Raw genomic sequence first — 15,578 nt, forward strand, 5'->3', positions numbered from 1 at the left:
GCCAGGTCGGCGGACGTTGGCCAGCCTTGCGCGCCGTACCGCCGTCGGGAAGGTCCGTAGGGACCTGCGCCGGGGCAGAGTCGCGTACCACAGGGGCAGGCCGTCCGTGATCCTGTCCGGATGGTCCTGCCCCGCGCCGGACGGGCGGACCTACGCTGGAGGTCGACCCGAGGAGGTGGCCGGGCATGCGCCAGCACCGCTCCGAGCAGGCGTCGAGCACTCCGGACCGTCCCACGTCGACCCACACCGGGCCCGCCGGTCCCGCGTCGACCCACGCCGGGCCCGCCGGTCGACGGGCCGAGGGGCACACCGTCCGGCGGGGCGAGGTCGCCCGGTCCGGACGTCCCGGTGTCGGGCGCAGCCCGCAGGAGATCATCGGTCTGCAACGGACGATCGGCAATCGTGCGGTGGCGCGGGCGATCGAGGAGGACCGGCACGAGCACGCCGCCGGCTGCGCCCACCCGCCCGCCGAGCAGGTCCAGCGGTCGGTCGCCTCGGTGCTGGGCTCCAGCGGGCGGCCACTGGACGATACGACCCGGGCCGACATGGAGTCCCGCCTCGGCTCGGACTTCTCCGACGTACGAATCCACGACGACTCGGCGGCCCGGTCGTCGGCGGCCGGGATCGGGGCGCGGGCGTACACCTCCGGCAACCACGTGGTCCTCGGCGAGGGCGGCGCCGACCGGCACACCCTGGCCCACGAGCTGACCCACGTCATCCAGCAACGGCTGGGGCCGGTCGCCGGCACCGACAACGGCTCCGGCCTGCGCATCAGCGACCCGGGTGACCGCTTCGAGCGGGAAGCCGAGGCGACCGCCCGCCGGGTCCTCGCCGGTGCTCCACCAGCGGCCACCGAGCAGCAGCACACCGACGGCCCGACGGCCGCGGAGTCGCCGGTGCAGACCGCCGTGCAGCGGGTGCCGAAGGCGGACACCGAGCCGACCAGCAGCCGCCAGCAGCCGTACCCTCCCGAGGGTCGCCGGACCCGGGGCAAGGTCAGGGAGGAGGAGCGGGCCAAGCTGCCACCGGTCGACCCCAAGCAACTCCGGCTGCGGTTCAGGTCCGCCTACGACGGCCCGGACGAGCAGGAGTTGGACACCAAGCAGGACATCGGCTTCACCCAGACCGCCACCCTGATCGCCCCGGCCAACCTGCCCCGCAACGCGGAGTTCACCTACGACTTCCGGCAGTTCGCCGCGGACCAGTACGTCTACTGGGAGCGGCAGGACGACGAGACGTACAAGAAGGGTCAGCGGACCTCGACCGCCTGGCGGCTGGACGGGCCCTACCATCCGCCGTACGACGACAGTGAGATCGACAAGACGCCGACCACCATCACGTTTCGCGACGCCCCGGGGTGGTCCCGTAACGTGGCGATGACCCCGGGCTCCTGGCTCGCCTCGTACACGGTCCGTTTCCGGTGGGAGATCAAGCTCGCCGGTTCCACGGACGAGCCCTGGGTGAGTGACGTGGTCAGCCACACCTTCACCTCCCCGTTCGACCGGCGGAACCCGGCGGAGTCCGGGCCGTTGCAGGCCGCTCCGGTGGGCAGCCGCGACTGGGACGTGACCCTGCCCTAGCGGCCGTGCCGACCGGGCTCGGCCGGGGTCCTTTCCGCAGGGCTGACCCCCACGGACGCCACTGGCGTGTCGTCAGTCCGGGTCGCTTCGGCGCTTTGCGGGCGATCAGCCGTGGCCAACGCGAGGTTTTCTCGTTGGGGCAGACGTGAGCCGACCTCCTTTGCTGCCGACCAGGCAGGATGCCCGACAGGGCCGATATGATTCGAGTATGACCAAGCGGGTGACGGTGAGTCTGCCGGATGACGTGGCGGCCTACCTGGCCGGCGAGGAAAACGCCTCAGCGGCGGTCGCCGACGCCCTGCGGGCCCGCATGGACCGGGCCGCCGCCACCGCGGCGATGCTGCGAGCGGTCGGGGTGGACGTGACGGAGGAGGGCATCGCCCGGGTCCGGGGCACCCTGCCGCCTCCGACGGCCGAGCAGCGGGCCGAGAACGCGCGACGGCGTGACCTGCTCCGGGCCGGCAACTGGCCGGAAGGTTCCGGGAGACCGGCAGATGCCTGACGAGGTCGTGATCCGGGCCGTGCTGGACGCGTCAGCGATGCTCTCCTACTCCCGGGGGCACGTGCACGTCGGGGAGTTGCTGCTCGACATCTCCGAGGAAGGCGCCTACGTGGGGCTACCCACGGTGGCGTTGCTGGACGCGTACGCGCAGACCGGCGCCGACCGACTGACCAAAGCGCGACTCAAGGTGCTGGCCACGCTGCCCGGCGTCGCGGTGCTGTCCCTAGGTGCTGCGGACGCGGTGGAGGTGGCCAACACGGTACGTCTGGTCAAGGGCGACCTGGCGCGGGCGCACGCCGTCTGGACCGCACTCGACCACGACGCGTACTACCTCACCAGCGAGCCGCACCTGGTTCCCGACGTGATCGCCCCGGAGTTGGTGCACCACATTCCGGTCGACGACGTCTGACGGGACGCTGCCCGCCCGGGAGCTTCCGAGGCGGCGTTGATCGACTCGGTTGGGCCGATATGGCTGTGTCAACCTGCCTCGGACCCCGCCATATCTACCCAACCGAGTCGATCAACCGGGACGTCAGGGGCGGCGGGGCGGGGTGGGGCCCGGCAGGACCAGCCGGCCGAGTTTGCGGTACTCCGCCTGGGCTGCGGCGACCACCATCGCCATGGTGACCGGGCCACCGGACTCGGCGGCCAGGTAGCCGGCGCTCACCGCGCAGGCCCGGATGCCGCCCCCGCTCAGCTCGAACGACCGGGCGCAGTGATCCAGGTCGACGTCGTCGGCGCGGGGCAGCTCGGTGCCGAGACACCGGTCCCAGAGGGCCCGCCGCTGGGCGGTGTCGGGGACCGGGAAGTCCACGATGACGTCGAGCCGACGCAGGAACGCCTCGTCCAGGTTGGCCCGCAGGTTCGTGGTGAGCACCGCGACCCCGTCGAACGACTCCATCCGCTGCAGCAGGTACGCGCTCTCCAGGTTGGCGTACCGGTCGTGGGCGTCGCTGACCTCGGAACGCTTACCGAAGATCGCATCCGCCTCGTCGAAGAGCAGCACCCCGTTCACCCCGGCCGCCTCGGTGAAGATCCGTTCCAGGTTCTTCTCGGTCTGGCCTACGTACTTGTCGACCACCGTGGAGAGGTCCACCACGTACAGGTCGAGGCCCAGATCTGCGGCGACCACCTCGGCGGACATGGTCTTGCCGGTGCCGGAGTCCCCGGCGAACAGGGCGGTCACCCCGTGACCGCGCCCACCGCCGGGACGCAACCGCCACCGGCCGAGCACCTGCTCCCGGTGGCGTACCCGCCGGGCCAGCTCGGCCAGCTGTTCCCGGGCGGCAGCGGGCAGGACCAGGTCGTCCCAACCGACCCCGGGCTCGACCCGGCGGGCCAGCTTCTCCAGCGCCGCCGCGTTCTGCGAGCGCACCCCGGCCCGGACGTGGTGCACGGTGAGCGGACCGGACCCGGCCAGCACCGCCTGCTGGGTGGCGGCCACCGCGGCCCGGCGTACCTGGTCGGGCCCGAGGACGTAGGCGGCCAGTTCCCGCTCCGGGTCGACGTCGGCGGCCAGCTCCACCGGCCGCCCGGCGAGGGTGTCCCGCCACAGCCGGGCCCGCTCGGCGGCGTCGATCGGGGTGGCGGTCACCAGCAGCGGCGACCGGTCCGCCCAGTACGGATCCCAGCGCAGCCGGCCGGTCAGCAGCACCGGTACCGGCAGCGCGGTGAGTCGGCGCAGCAGCCGGGCGTTGGCCGGACCGGCCGTCGGATCCAGCACGTCGACCGGTCCGACGACGAGTCCCGCGCGGCGTAGCCGGGCCTCCCGGACCGCGACCGCCAGCGCCTCCTCGGGTGCCGGGTCGGCGTGCAGCGCGTCCAGGTCCAGGGCGAGCACCGCCCGCCCGGCCCCGACCAGTGCGGCACGGGCCAGTTCGTCGGCCGCCCCGCCGGGCTCTTCCCGCAGGTAGACGAGCTGGTCACCGGCCTTGATCGCCGCCGCCAGCCCGGCCGTCGGCCCGTCGTCGGTCGGCCCGTCGTCGGTCGGTGGTGGCGCGGTCGGGGAAGCGTGGCCTGGTGGCCCGGTCGGGCGAGTGCGGTCCGCTGGCGTGGTGGGGCGAGTGTGCTCCGGTGGCGTGGTGGGGCGAGTGCGGTCCGGTGGCGTGGTCGGGCGAGTGCGGTCCGGTGGCCCGGTCGCCGGGAAGGTCGGTTGGCCCGGTACCGGCCGGAGCAGGCCGGCGAGCCGGCCCACGGTGTGCCGCTCGCCGAGCAGGTGCCCGGTCACCCGGTCCGGCACCCGCAGTGACCGGGTCAGGAAGGGGCGGTCGTCCTCCTCGACCTGGAGCAGGCCGCCGGTGACCAGGGGACCGGTGTGGGCGATCCGGGCGCGGGCGCTGCCGGCGAACGGGGCCGCGCCGCAGAGCCGCAACGCCAGCCCGATGCTCGCCCGCCGCCGGGTCACGTCGTCGTTGAGGTAGCCGTACAGCCGCTCGTACCGTGGGTCGAGGTCGGGCAGCATCGCGATCAGCAGCAGCTCCACGTCGAGCGCGGTGAGCGCGAAGTCCTCGGCCAGGTCGCGTAGCGGCACCCTTGCACCGGCGGCCCGCGACTGGTCGGCCCAGCGGTCGGCGGTCTCGACCGCGTCGGCCGCGATCTCGTCCGGCACCGGTGGGGCCGGGTCGTCCAGCAGCCGCCAGGCGTCGGAGTCGGAGACGTGCAGGCCGCGCAGCGGGTCGTCCGGGGCCGGGTCGGACTGCCGCGCGGTGACGACCGCCCGCCGGACCCGCTGCTCGACCAGGAAGAGCCGAGCCCGCAGGTACGTCGTCCCGGCCGACTCCGCTCCGGCCGACTCCGCTCCGGCCGACTCCGCCTCGGTCGACTCCGCTCCGGCCGTTGGCTGGTCGATGTGCGACGGGGCAGCGGTCACCGCTGGCCGTCCCGGATCGGACCGCCGGTGCCCTGGCGGCGCTGGCGGTCGGCGGCGGTGCCCCGGGCCCGTCGGACGCCGACCGGGGTGGCGGGTTCCGGCTCCGCCGGGTCCGGGTACCGCAGCCGTCGGGTCTCCGCGCCGACGATCTCCCGTCCCGCCGCCCGGTTCCGGGCGGCTGCCCCGTCCCGACCCGGGGCGCCGGCGCGCTCCTCGGTGGGGCCGGTCCGGGCACCGGTACGCAGCCGCAGGCCGTCGGTGACCGGCTGGACGGTGAAGCCGGTGGAGGCGGCGATCGGCGTGGTCACCACCAGGTCGAGGGAGGGCTTCAACGAGCCGCCGAGGGCGGACCAGATGTCGGCGAGCCCCCGGTCCCGTTTCGGGGGCACCGCGACGGTCACCGGCACGGTCAGGCCCAACTCGGCCAGGCCGCCGACCAGGCGTCGTGGGGGCAGCACGTCGTGGGTGACCAGGCCGGTCAGCAGCACCGAGAGCAGCCGGTGCTCGTCCTGCGGCCGGGCGGTCCAGGCGGTCACCAGGTACGACAGGGTGAAGTACCGGGGTGGCTGGTGTTCGGCGACGACCACCCCGGCGCTGTCGTACTCCTCGATCCGGCCCTCCCGGCGGTGGGCCATGTCCTCCCGGATGTCGTAGAGGAAGAGGTTGACCGTCGGGGCGTTGCGTCGCGCCTCCCAGTCCTTCGTCGGCGCGTCGAAGGCCACCTGTACGTCGGTGCCGGCGAGCACCTCCTCGGTGAGCAGCGCGTGCAGCACCTCGTCCACCTCGTGGATCACGGATTTCCTCTTCTCACCAGCCGCGCTGGACCAGGCCGGGGGGTTGCTGGGCGGGCAGTACCACCCGGAAGTCGGCGCGCAGCGTGCCGAACCCGGGGCCGGTGGCCAGCACCTCCCGGGGGCCGAGCTGGTCGCGGGGCACCACCAGCAGCTGCGCGGCGAAGGTGCCGTTGGCCGCCGGCACGGCCGGGTTCGCCGCGGCGGTCAGCCCGACGTCCCAGGCCAGCCGGACCGGTACGCCGGGCGGGAAGTCGACCCCCCGGACCGAGGTGACGAAGCCGGGCGGCCCGATCTCCGGAACGGTCACGATCCGGGGCTGGAGCACCCGGAACGGGGCCTGGGCGGTGTCGTCGAGACCGTCGTCGGCGGCCACGGTGCCGCGCACCGTCGTCGTGGTCGCCGCCCTCGGCACCAGCACGAAGGTGAGGCTCCGGCTGGCCGCCGGGGCCAGGTCGGGCACCGGGCAGGAGGTCGCGGTGCAGCCGGCCGGTCGGGTCCGCACCGGCACTCCCGAGGGCAGCCGTGGCGTGATCCGGATGCCGGTGACGGGCAGCTCACCGATGTTGCGCACGGTGTAGGTCACGGTGATCCGGCCGCCCACGTACCCGGGGGTGGGGTTGACCCGCACGGTGATCCGCACGCCGGTCACCGGTGGGGCGGGCGACGGCACGACCGGCGGGCTGGTCGGCGGTGCGGTGGTGGGTGGCGGCGTGGTCGGCGGTGGCGTGGTCGGCGGTGGCGGCGTGGTGGGTGGTGGCGGGGTCGTCGGTTCGACGACCGGGGTGACGACCACCGGTACGGACGCCGTGTTGTCCGAGGGGCGCGCGTCGACGACAGTCGAGCAGCCGGCCGTCCACTGCACCTGGTACGTCCCGGCGGTGACCCCGAGCAGCTCGACGCGTACCCGGACGGTGTTGCCCAGGCCGATCGCGCCCAGGTCGCAGCCGGGTGGGTCGAGCTGACAGGAGCCCTGCTCCGGCTCCAACGCGGCGACCTGGAGGCCGGCCGGCACGTCCAGCGTCAACTGGACGTCGATGGCCGGGCTCGGCCCCCGGTCGGTGACGGTCAGGGTCAGCGCGGTCCGCTGACCGACCGGCACCGGGGCCGGCGGCTCCAGCACCGCCGTGGCCACGTCGACCGACTGCTGCCAGGTCGGCTTCCGCTGCCGGCCGGCGGGCAACTCCCAGGTCAACCCGTCGTGGTACGCGGTACCGAAGTCGTACGTCTTGACGTACTCCGGGCTGGTCGAGGCGTCGTAGCGGCGGGCGTTGTAGGCGAGCTGGCTGCCGTCGGGTGACCAGGCCACGTCGCGGGGCCGGTGCGGGCCGTCCTCCGGGGCGGTCAGCGGGCCGGCACAGTCGGCGGTCGGGGTCTGCGGCGCGAGCACCTCGCAGTCACCACCGGCGAGGTCGGTCGTCACCAGCCCGTCCACGCCCCGACCGAAGGCGATCCGGGTGCCGTCCGGGGAGAAGGTGGGGCCGTAGTCCGCGCCGGTGCACTCCGGACAACCGTCGGCGGTCAGGTCCTGCTGGCCGGTGCCGTCACGGGCGTCGACGGTCCAGATGTGACTGTCCGCGCCGGCACCCTCCGGTTGGCCCCGGACGAAGGCCAGCGTGGAGCTGTCCGGTGACCAGGCGGGCTGGCTGTCGGCCAGCTCCCCACCGGCCGCCGGTGCCACGGTGAGCAGCCGTTGGCCGGTCTCCAGGTCGGCCACCACGATCCGGGTCGGCAGACCCGGCGCGGCCAGCGCGTACGCCACCCGGGTGCCGTCCGGTGACCAGGCCGGGTCGGTCTCCCGTTCACCGGCGGCCCGGTCGGTCAGCGGCAGCAGCGCCGCGTTGCCGCCGTCGGCGTCGACCGTCCAGAGCCGGGAGACCCGGCTGCCGTCGACGGTCTCGAACCGGTTGACCACGATCCGCCGGCCGTCCGGCGAGTAGTCGGGGCGGGCGGTCCACGGATCCCCGTTGACGGGCTGCCAGAGCAGATCCGGGTCGTCCGCCGCACCGGGATCCTCGCGCAGCACGGTCAACCCCAGGTCACGCGGGTCGGTGGCGTCCGGCCGGATGTCCTGCAGGGTCACCGTGTACCGGTCCTCGGCGGTGGTCCGGGTGACCAGCAGCTCCGGTTCGCCGCCGGTCGGGGCGTACCAGGTGGGTCGGTCGACCGAGCGGTCCTCGGCGAGGCGCAGGACGGCCTCGCAGGGGCACCAGTCGTCGCGCGGGACCCCGGTGTAGACCAGGTCGATCTCGCCCCGGGTGCCCTCGGTGTCGGTGGTCCGGCTGAGGAACGCCACCGTCGTACCGTCCGGGGACCAACTCGGCCGATGGCTCTCCCACACGTCGCTGAGCAGCAGCCGGTCGTCGCCCCCGGCGCTGTTCATCAGGTGGATCTGCCGGTCGTCCGGGATGTCCGGTGCGGCCGTGTACGCGATCCGGTCGTTGGCCGGGTCCGGGTCCCAGGCCGGCTCACCGGCACCGTCCGGCCGGACGGTCAACGGGGTCGACGGGCCACCGTCGACCGGCACCCGGTGGATCTGCGGTACGCCGCCGTCACGGCGTTCGAAGGCCAGGGCGGTGCCGTCGGGTGACCAGGTGGGCCGCCGGTTGTCACCGATACCGTCGGTGACCTGGCGTAACCCACTGCCGTCGACGCCGATCACGAAGAGGTCGTGCCAGCTGTTGACCCCCTCCCGGGTCTGCTCGAAGGCGATCCGGGTGCCGTCCGGCGACACCGACGGTGCCCCGGCCACCTGCACCGGATCGTCGGTCAGCCGGGCGATCTCCCCCGAGCTCCGACGGACCCAGAGCTGGGCCAGCTCCGACTCGCGCCGGCTGACCCAGGTGACCACGTCCCGGTGGGCGGCTGCCTCGTCGTCGAAGTGCGTCGGCCCGGCACCGAGGAAGGGCACGGAGACCGCCTCCGCCCCGGTGCCCTCGATCAGGCCGATGCTGCGGTGCCCGGTGGCCAGGTAGGCGATCCGCAGGTCGGTGACGGGTGGCAGGTCGGCCGCCGCCTCGACGGGTGCCGCGCCGCCCGGCGGGGCGACCAGCACCCACCCGCCGAGCAGGGTGGTCACGGCGACCACGGTGGCGAGCAGCGGGGATCTTCGGTGGAGACGCAACAGACACCTCGGCGGGCGTGGGCCTCGGGTGGGTCAGGTCGCCATCATCTGCCTGCGGCCCGCGATGGCACAGGGCCCGCCGGACAGGGACACGGGCACGATCCACCGGCGGTACGGGCACCGCGCCCCGCTGCCGGGACGGCACGCCGCGGCCCGCTGCCGGGACGGCACGCGTGAGAGGGGTTCCCTTCTCGACCGAAGGCGTTAACAGGGGGCCCTTCCTTTCAGATGAGGTCGTGGCGGAGGGCGTAGGCCACGGCGTGGGCCCGGTTGCGCAGGTGCAGCCGGGTGGTCATGCCGTGCACCACGTTCTTCACCGTCCGTTCCGAGTAGGACAGCTTGGCGGCGATCTCCCGGGTCTCGAACCCGTCGGCGACCAGCCGCAGCACGTCGACCTCGCGGGTGCTCAGCCCGCCCAGGGTCAGTCCCCGGGGGTCCAGCACCTCCCGTTGCAGCCGGCGCATCTGGTTCAGCAGGCGGCCGAGCAGATCGGCCGGGACACTTCCCTCACCCCGGGCCGCCGAGGTGATCACCTCGACCAGGCGGTTGCCGGAGGCCTCACCCCGGCGCACCACCCCGACCACCCCGCACTCGACGGCGGTGGCGAGCTGGGCGTCGTCGATGGCGGCGGGGACCAGGACCAGCCGGTTCTGCTCCCGGCGCAGCCGCCGCAGGGCCTGCGTCGCCGGGCCCGTGAGGGTGTCCACGACGATCAGGGTGACCGCCGCCTGGTCGGCTTCCGCCTCGTTCAGCACCCTGATCTCCGGGTGTCCCGCGAGCTGGCCGGTCACCCCCGCCCACGAGATCGGATCCGTCGCGTGCACGTAGACCGGTACCCGCTGCATCCTCGTCTCCTCACTCACCGTGCCCCGGCCGGCGTGCCGGCGGCTCGGAGAGTATGCGCGGGATGTCTTTGCGTTCACTTAACGTCGTCCACAGGGGCAGCCGCATCTGCCCGTCGCCGTACCCGGATGACCGGTGGCAGGGGCGGGAACCGTACCTACGCTCGGGCAGATGCGGGCATCGGCGAATCTGGCCAGCACCTCCGTGAGCGTCGCCCCCGGTGGGGAGGCCGAGGTGCCGGTCACCGTGCGCAACGCCGGTGACACGGTCGAGGCGTACCAGATCGAGGTTCTGGGGGTGCCGGCCGAGTGGGTGACGGTGGAGCCACCGACGCTCACCATCTATCCGGCGGGCTCGGACGGCGTCGTGGTGACGTTCCGGCCGCCCCGTTCGTCCCGGGTGGACGCCGGTGACCGGACCTTCGGCGTGCGGGTGGTCCCCTCCGAGTACCCGGACTCCGCGGTGGTGGAGGAGGGCGTCCTCACCGTCGAGCCCTTCTCCGAGCTGGCCGCACAGGTGCAGCCGCCGTCGCGCAGCGGCCTGCGGGGGGCCCGGTACCGGATCGACACCGACAACCTCGGCAACGTCACCGAGGAGGTGGCCTTCGCGGTCGCCGAGGGCACCGACCAGGTGGCCTTCGCGCTGCCCGCCGATGCCGTCGCGGTGCCCAACGGCACCCGCGCCGAGACCCGCCTGCGGGTACGCGCCCGCCGGCTGCTCTGGTGGGGCGAGCCGAAGGAGTACCCGTTCGCCGTCGAGCTGCGCCCCGGTGCCGGGCGAGCGGTGAACCTGGACGCCACCTTCGTGCAGCGCCCGGTCATCTCGGCGGGGTTGTTGAAGCTGCTCGCCGCCCTGCTGGCCCTGCTGCTGGCGTTGCTGGCGCTCTGGTTCGGGCTGCTGCGCCCGCAGGTGGAGTCGGCGGCCCGGGAGGCGGTCGAGGCGGAACGGGTCGCCCAGGCGGAGCAGACCCCGTCGGCCGAACCGGTCCCGCCGGCCGCGTCCCCGTCGGCACCGGGCGGCGGTGAGCCGGGTGCCGGTGAGCCGGGCACCGGTACGCCCCCCGGCGGCACCGGCCCGGGTGGGGTGGGTGGCCCCGGTGGCGCCCTCGGCGGTGAACAGTTCGCCGCCGCCATCACCTTCCGGACCAGCCCGAACGGCTCGGCGGAGCGCAGTTGGACCGTGCCGGAGGGCCGGACCTTCCTGCTCACCGACTTCCTGGTGGACAACGTGCAGGGCGACGAGGGCACCCTGACGGTCACCGCGAACGGCGTCCGGGTGGTCACCTACGCGCTGGAGAACTTCCGCAACCAGGACTACCACTCGGTGACCCCGATCCGGGTGCCCGAGCGGGGGCGGGTGACCCTGACGGTGGTCTGCCGCCGGCCCGGTCAGCCGGCCAACGCCCCCCGCGCCACCACCTGCCGCGAGTCGCTCTACCTCAACGGCGTGCTCACCGATCCCCCGGCGGAGGACCAGGACTGAGCCTGCTCCGGCGTGGTGGCGTCCCGGCTGACGGGCGGGCTGCTGGGCGGGGTGCCGTCGTCCTCGTCGGGCTCCGGCGAGGCGGTCGGCCGCGGCGGGTCGGGTGAGTCGGTCGGCTCCGGCGAGGGGGTACCGGTCGGGGCCGATGGGCTGGGGACGATCGGCTCCGGCTCGGTCGACCCGTCGTCGTCGGGCGGGCTCGTCGAGCCGGTCGGGATCGGCAACGGGCTGGTCCTGACGGTCCGGTCCGGCTGCGGGCGCTCGTCGGACGGCTGGCCGTCGGCCGCGCCGATCCCGCTGGTGTCACCGCTGCCGCCCGGCGTCGACTCGGTGGTGCCCGATGCCGAGGTCACCGTGGCGAAGGCCCGTGCGCAGGGGGTGCCGTTGAGGCTGAACTCCCGGGGTGCCCCACCGTCGGTGACGTCGTGGGTGCCCCGCAGCGACAGGGTGGTGGTCTGGCCCGGGGCGAGCCGGTGTGCGGCACGTACCGTCACGCTCTGCTGCTCCTGGCTGAGCTGGACGTCGTCGGCGCTGTCCACCATCCGCTGACCGTCGGGCACGGAGAAGACGAGCTGCCAGCCCGACAGGGTCACCCCGCCGGAGTTGGTGACGGTCAGCCCGGCGACGAAGGTGCCGTCCAGGTCGTGCTGGGCGGTGTACCGGGTGGCGCAACCGGCGGCGGGCACCGCCGGGGCGGCCTCGGCCCGGGTGCCCTCCGTCGGGTCGTCGATCGAGCCCAGGCCGGGTAGTTGGGTACCGAGGATGGCCAGCAGGACGGCCGCCGGTGCGGCTCCGAGCAACATCGGCCGGCGCAGTGACCGACCGGTGCGGCCCTGCCGGGGTGGCGTCGCGGCGGCGGTCCGCTCCCGACTCGACCGGTTGGTCACGGCGCGCGCCCGCCGACGCGGAGCGACCGGGTCCCGGTCGGCTCCCGGTACGGCCGGGTCCCGGTTGGCTCCCGGTACGGCCGGCGCCCGGTCGGCCCCCGGCCCGGCCATGGCCGCGCCGGTCACGGTGGTGAGTGGTCGGGGGCCGGCGGCCTCGGCCAGGATCTCGAACGCCTCGACGGCGCTCGGCCGGTCGGCCGGATCCGGGGCGAGGCAGCGGCGGCACAGCTCGGCGACCGGCTCGGGTAGCCCCGGCACGGTGGGCAACTCCGGCCCGATGCCCGCCTGGCGTTGCCGGATCAGCTCCGTCGGGGTCGATCCGTGCGCCGGTGGCCGACCGGTCAGGCACTCGATGAGCAGCAGGCCGAAGGCGTACAGGTCACTGCCGGAGACCGCGACCTCCCCGCGGGCCTGTTCGGGGGCCATGTAGCGCGGGGTGCCCAGCACCTCGCCGGTGCCACCACCGGCGGGCTGACCGATGGACTCGGCGATGCCGAGATCCACCACCTTGACCCCGGTCTCGGAGAGCATCACGTTGCCGGGCTTGACGTCCCGGTGCACCAGGCCCGCGACGTGCGCGGCGGCCAGGGCGGCGGCCACGTCCATGCCGATCCGGACGGTATCGGCCCAGTCCAGGGGGCCCGAGTCCCGCAGCCGGTCGGCGAGGGTGCCCCCGTCGACGAACTCCAGCACCAGGTACGGCACCCGACGGTGCCGGCCGTGCCGGGTCTCGCCGTAGTCGTACACGCCGGCGATGTGCGGATGGTTGAGCTGGGCAGCCGCGTACGCCTCCTGGCGTACCCGGTCGCGGAAGCGCTGGTCGGCGGCGAGGCGCGGGACGAGCAGCTTGACCGCGACGGTCCGGCGCAGCACCCGGTCGTAGGCCCGCCAGACGACCGCCATGCCGCCTTCGCCGACTGGCTCGACGAGCTGGTAGCGGCCTCCCAGCAGTTGCATCCGGCTCCTCCCAGGTGAGTCGGTCGAGACGACCCGGGGTGATCGCCTCGGCGACCGCGCCTTGGGATGAGCCGGGCCGCCTGGGTTGACGTCACCTGTACCCGGTCCGGTCCGCGGAGAAACGCGTTCGACCGGACCCGAAGGTCGCTGGCCGGTCCGGGGTGTCCCGGACCGGCCAGCGACGACGGGTCTCAGCGGGCGGTGACGACGGTCCGGGTCACCATGTCCGCGATGGTCTGACGCTTGGCCGTGAAGAGCGGAAACAGGTATCCGACGAAGAAGACGAGGCCGTCCAGCCCGTGCGCCAGGTCCCGGACGGCGGCCCGCACCGGCCCGGCCGGGCGCTTGCTCCCGGCACCCAGCAGCTGGATCCCGACCAGCCGGCGGCCCCAGCTCTGCCCGGTGCGGCCGGCCAGCCACCACCGGTTGTACGCCCAGACGGCACTGCCGGCGGCCGCCAGGGAGTAGTAGAGGACGGGGTTGGCGGGCTCGCCCAGCAGCCCCGCGACGAGGAAGAACGGTGCGGCGATCAGGAAATCGACGAGGTACGCGCCGGCGCGGACGAACCAACCCGAGAACTTCATGGTGACTCCCCTTGAGTGAACTGGCTGAGCGGTGATGGGAGAAGCCTGTCAGCGCGTCCCTGGTCAGCGCGTCGGCGACGGGATGGATCCGTACCGCCGCCGGATGGTGCCTTCGAGGACGGGGCGTACGCGAAAGTCGCAGGTCGTCACTCGCGCAGCTCCCGCTTCTCCACAAGCGCGCCGGCGCGGAAGCAGAACCGGTAGAGCACTACCTGTTCACCGGCCCGGACCTGTTCGGACAGGGGGGCCAGGTAGGTGACGCAGGTGGCTGCGGGCGGCGGCGGCTCGGTGGTCTCGTCGTCGACCGCGTGCGCCGGCGGGGGCAACACCTGGCGGACGTCGGTCTCGGGTTGCCCGATCCGGACCGCCGCGAACTGGTCGGCGGCCACCGTGGTCGGCGGTGCGGTGGCGACGAAGAAAACGGCCGCGCCACAGCAGCCGAGGACGGCGGTGATCGCGACCGTCAACGTGATCAACGCGATCCGGGAGCGGTGCGCCGACCGCCGGACCAGCAGGTCGAAGTCACCCGCAGCGTCCATCCCGGGTACGGCGGCGGGGCCGGGATGCGGGTCGGCCGTGCTCTCCGTGGCCAGGACCCGGTACGGCAGCATCGCGGCGAGCCGGAACCCGGTGCCGGTGGTCGTACCGTGGTGGAGCACGCCGCCGGCGAGGCGGACCCGCTCGCCGAGTCCGAGCAGGCCCTGCCCCGAGGTCGGCCCGGGATGACTGGCCCCCGGCCCGTTGACCACCTCGACGACGAGGGTGTCCGGCTCGTAGCGCAGCGCCACGTCGATCGGGCCACCCCGGGCGTGCCGCAGCGCGTTGGTCACCCCCTCCTGGACCACCCGGTACGCGGCGTGCTCGATCAACGGCGGCAGCGGACGGGAGGTGCCGCTGCGGGTCAGGGAGAACGTCGCTCCGGTCGACCGGGCCGAGTCCGCCAGGGCGTCCAGACTGTCCAGTGGCTGGGCGACGCCCACCTCCTCGCCGTCCTCCTCCTGGCCGAGGACGCCGAGGATCTGCCGCAGGTCGGCCATCGCGTCGGTGGCGGTGGAGCGCAGCAACGCCACGTGCTCGTCCCGCTGGGCGCCGGTGGCCGCGGGCAACGTGCCGGCGTACAACGAGATCAGGGTGAGTCGATGACCCAGGGAGTCGTGCAGGTCCCGGGCGATCCGGTTGCGTTCCCGGGTCCGGGCCTGCCGGGCCACCGCCACCTGCTGGCTGTGCAGTTGCACGTTGCGCCAGTGCATCGCGCCGACCACCCGGCGACGTCGGCCGACCGCCCAACCCACCAGCGCCGGCACCAGGTGCGTGGGGACGAAGAAGGCAGCGGTCAACACCAGGTCGACGAGGTCACCGACCACGTTCAGTTGCACGGCGGTGGCGACCCAGCAACACGCCACCAGCAGCAGCGCCAGCAGACTGCGGCCGAGGTGCCGCAGGCGGTACCCCGCCGAGAAGCAGAGCATCACCACCAGCAGCCCGCCACCGTCCCCGACGACCACACCTACCGTTGCGGCACAGAGCAGGGCGGTCAACGGACGCACCAGACGCAGCGGTACGACGACGGCGGCGGTGACGGTCGCGAGAACCGCCGCCACCGGCGCGGGGAGCGGTCCGCTGTCGTAGACGAGCGGAGCAATCGGGGCCAGGGCACAGAACGCGAGGGCCAGTACGACCTCGTAGGTCAGGCGCAGCGCCCCGACCGGGCGGATGCCGAACGTCACAGTCAACCCATTCGATCGAAGGTCCGAAGAGGACGGCATCCGGGGTGGTGACCCGGAATGCCGTGCCCCAGCCTCACAGACCTTCCGCCGACGGCACACCGACGCCGGAGGTATCCGCACCCACGGCCGGTACGACTTTCGTCGCACGCCGCGTCGCGTGGGTTTCGCCGCCTGCCCGCGCCGTGCAGTGGACACCGGTCCCGCCCCGCGGGGGAGATCACCTACAGTCTGG

General features: G+C 73.9%; 11 protein-coding genes. 4 read left to right on the forward strand and 7 right to left on the reverse strand.

From position 1 onward, the window contains the following. The first annotated feature begins 185 nt into the window (after positions 1–185). The 3 genes from ACN28G_RS26305 to ACN28G_RS26315 all read left to right on the forward strand — a co-directional run bounded on the left by ACN28G_RS26305 (position 186) and on the right by ACN28G_RS26315 (position 2,491). Positions 186–1,580 (forward strand): DUF4157 domain-containing protein, encoded by a 1,395-nt coding sequence (locus tag ACN28G_RS26305; protein ID WP_421480565.1) that lies wholly within the window; start codon positions 186–188, stop codon positions 1,578–1,580. Between the two features lie 208 nt (positions 1,581–1,788). Then, on the forward strand, positions 1,789–2,082 hold the full coding sequence (locus ACN28G_RS26310; protein WP_091432573.1) for a hypothetical protein: 294 nt from the start codon (positions 1,789–1,791) through the stop codon (positions 2,080–2,082). Further along, positions 2,075–2,491 carry a hypothetical protein gene (locus ACN28G_RS26315; RefSeq protein ID WP_091432576.1) on the forward strand — a complete coding sequence of 139 codons (417 nt, stop codon included), beginning with the start codon at positions 2,075–2,077 and terminating at the stop codon, positions 2,489–2,491. Before ACN28G_RS26310 ends, ACN28G_RS26315 begins: the two co-directional genes overlap by 8 nt. A 123-nt stretch (positions 2,492–2,614) precedes the next feature. On the opposite strand, the gene ACN28G_RS26320 is transcribed toward ACN28G_RS26315, so the two are convergent. From ACN28G_RS26320 to ACN28G_RS26335, 4 genes are all read right to left on the reverse strand, one after another. After that, a complete protein-coding gene (locus ACN28G_RS26320; protein ID WP_421480566.1) occupies positions 2,615–4,951 on the reverse strand; it encodes an AAA family ATPase in 2,337 nt (778 codons plus the stop codon). Then, positions 4,948–5,745, reverse strand: a complete 798-nt coding sequence (locus tag ACN28G_RS26325) for a DUF4255 domain-containing protein (protein WP_421480567.1) — start codon at positions 5,743–5,745, stop codon at positions 4,948–4,950. Before ACN28G_RS26325 ends, ACN28G_RS26320 begins: the two co-directional genes overlap by 4 nt. 13 nt (positions 5,746–5,758) lie before the next feature. Next, on the reverse strand, positions 5,759–8,866 hold the full coding sequence (locus tag ACN28G_RS26330) for a hypothetical protein (RefSeq protein ID WP_421480568.1): 3,108 nt from the start codon (positions 8,864–8,866) through the stop codon (positions 5,759–5,761). 224 nt (positions 8,867–9,090) lie between these two features. Continuing rightward, the gene (locus tag ACN28G_RS26335; RefSeq protein ID WP_091432588.1) at positions 9,091–9,711 is read right to left on the reverse strand and encodes a helix-turn-helix transcriptional regulator; all 621 of its coding nucleotides are present in this window, start codon (positions 9,709–9,711) and stop codon (positions 9,091–9,093) included. A 169-nt stretch (positions 9,712–9,880) separates the two neighbouring features. On the opposite strand from ACN28G_RS26335, the gene ACN28G_RS26340 reads away from it, so the two are divergent. Continuing rightward, complete coding sequence (locus ACN28G_RS26340) at positions 9,881–11,191, forward strand: hypothetical protein (protein ID WP_421480569.1); 1,311 nt, start codon at positions 9,881–9,883, stop codon at positions 11,189–11,191. Here ACN28G_RS26340 and ACN28G_RS26345 read toward each other — a convergent pair. The 3 genes from ACN28G_RS26345 to ACN28G_RS26355 all read right to left on the reverse strand — a co-directional run bounded on the left by ACN28G_RS26345 (position 11,143) and on the right by ACN28G_RS26355 (position 15,346). Then, positions 11,143–13,035, reverse strand: a complete 1,893-nt coding sequence (locus tag ACN28G_RS26345) for a protein kinase domain-containing protein (protein ID WP_421480570.1) — start codon at positions 13,033–13,035, stop codon at positions 11,143–11,145. The genes ACN28G_RS26340 and ACN28G_RS26345 overlap by 49 nt on opposite strands. Positions 13,036–13,226: 191 nt before the next feature. Further along, positions 13,227–13,619, reverse strand: coding sequence for an RDD family protein (locus ACN28G_RS26350; RefSeq protein ID WP_091432598.1), 393 nt, complete (start codon positions 13,617–13,619; stop codon positions 13,227–13,229). Positions 13,620–13,765: 146 nt separating this feature from the next. Further along, on the reverse strand, positions 13,766–15,346 hold the full coding sequence (locus ACN28G_RS26355; protein ID WP_421480980.1) for a sensor histidine kinase: 1,581 nt from the start codon (positions 15,344–15,346) through the stop codon (positions 13,766–13,768). Between the last annotated feature and the right edge of the window lie 232 nt (positions 15,347–15,578).

It is taken from the genome of Micromonospora sp. WMMA1923 (genome assembly GCF_049179195.1).
In the GTDB taxonomy this organism is placed as follows: Bacteria; Actinomycetota; Actinomycetes; order Mycobacteriales; family Micromonosporaceae; genus Micromonospora; species Micromonospora yangpuensis.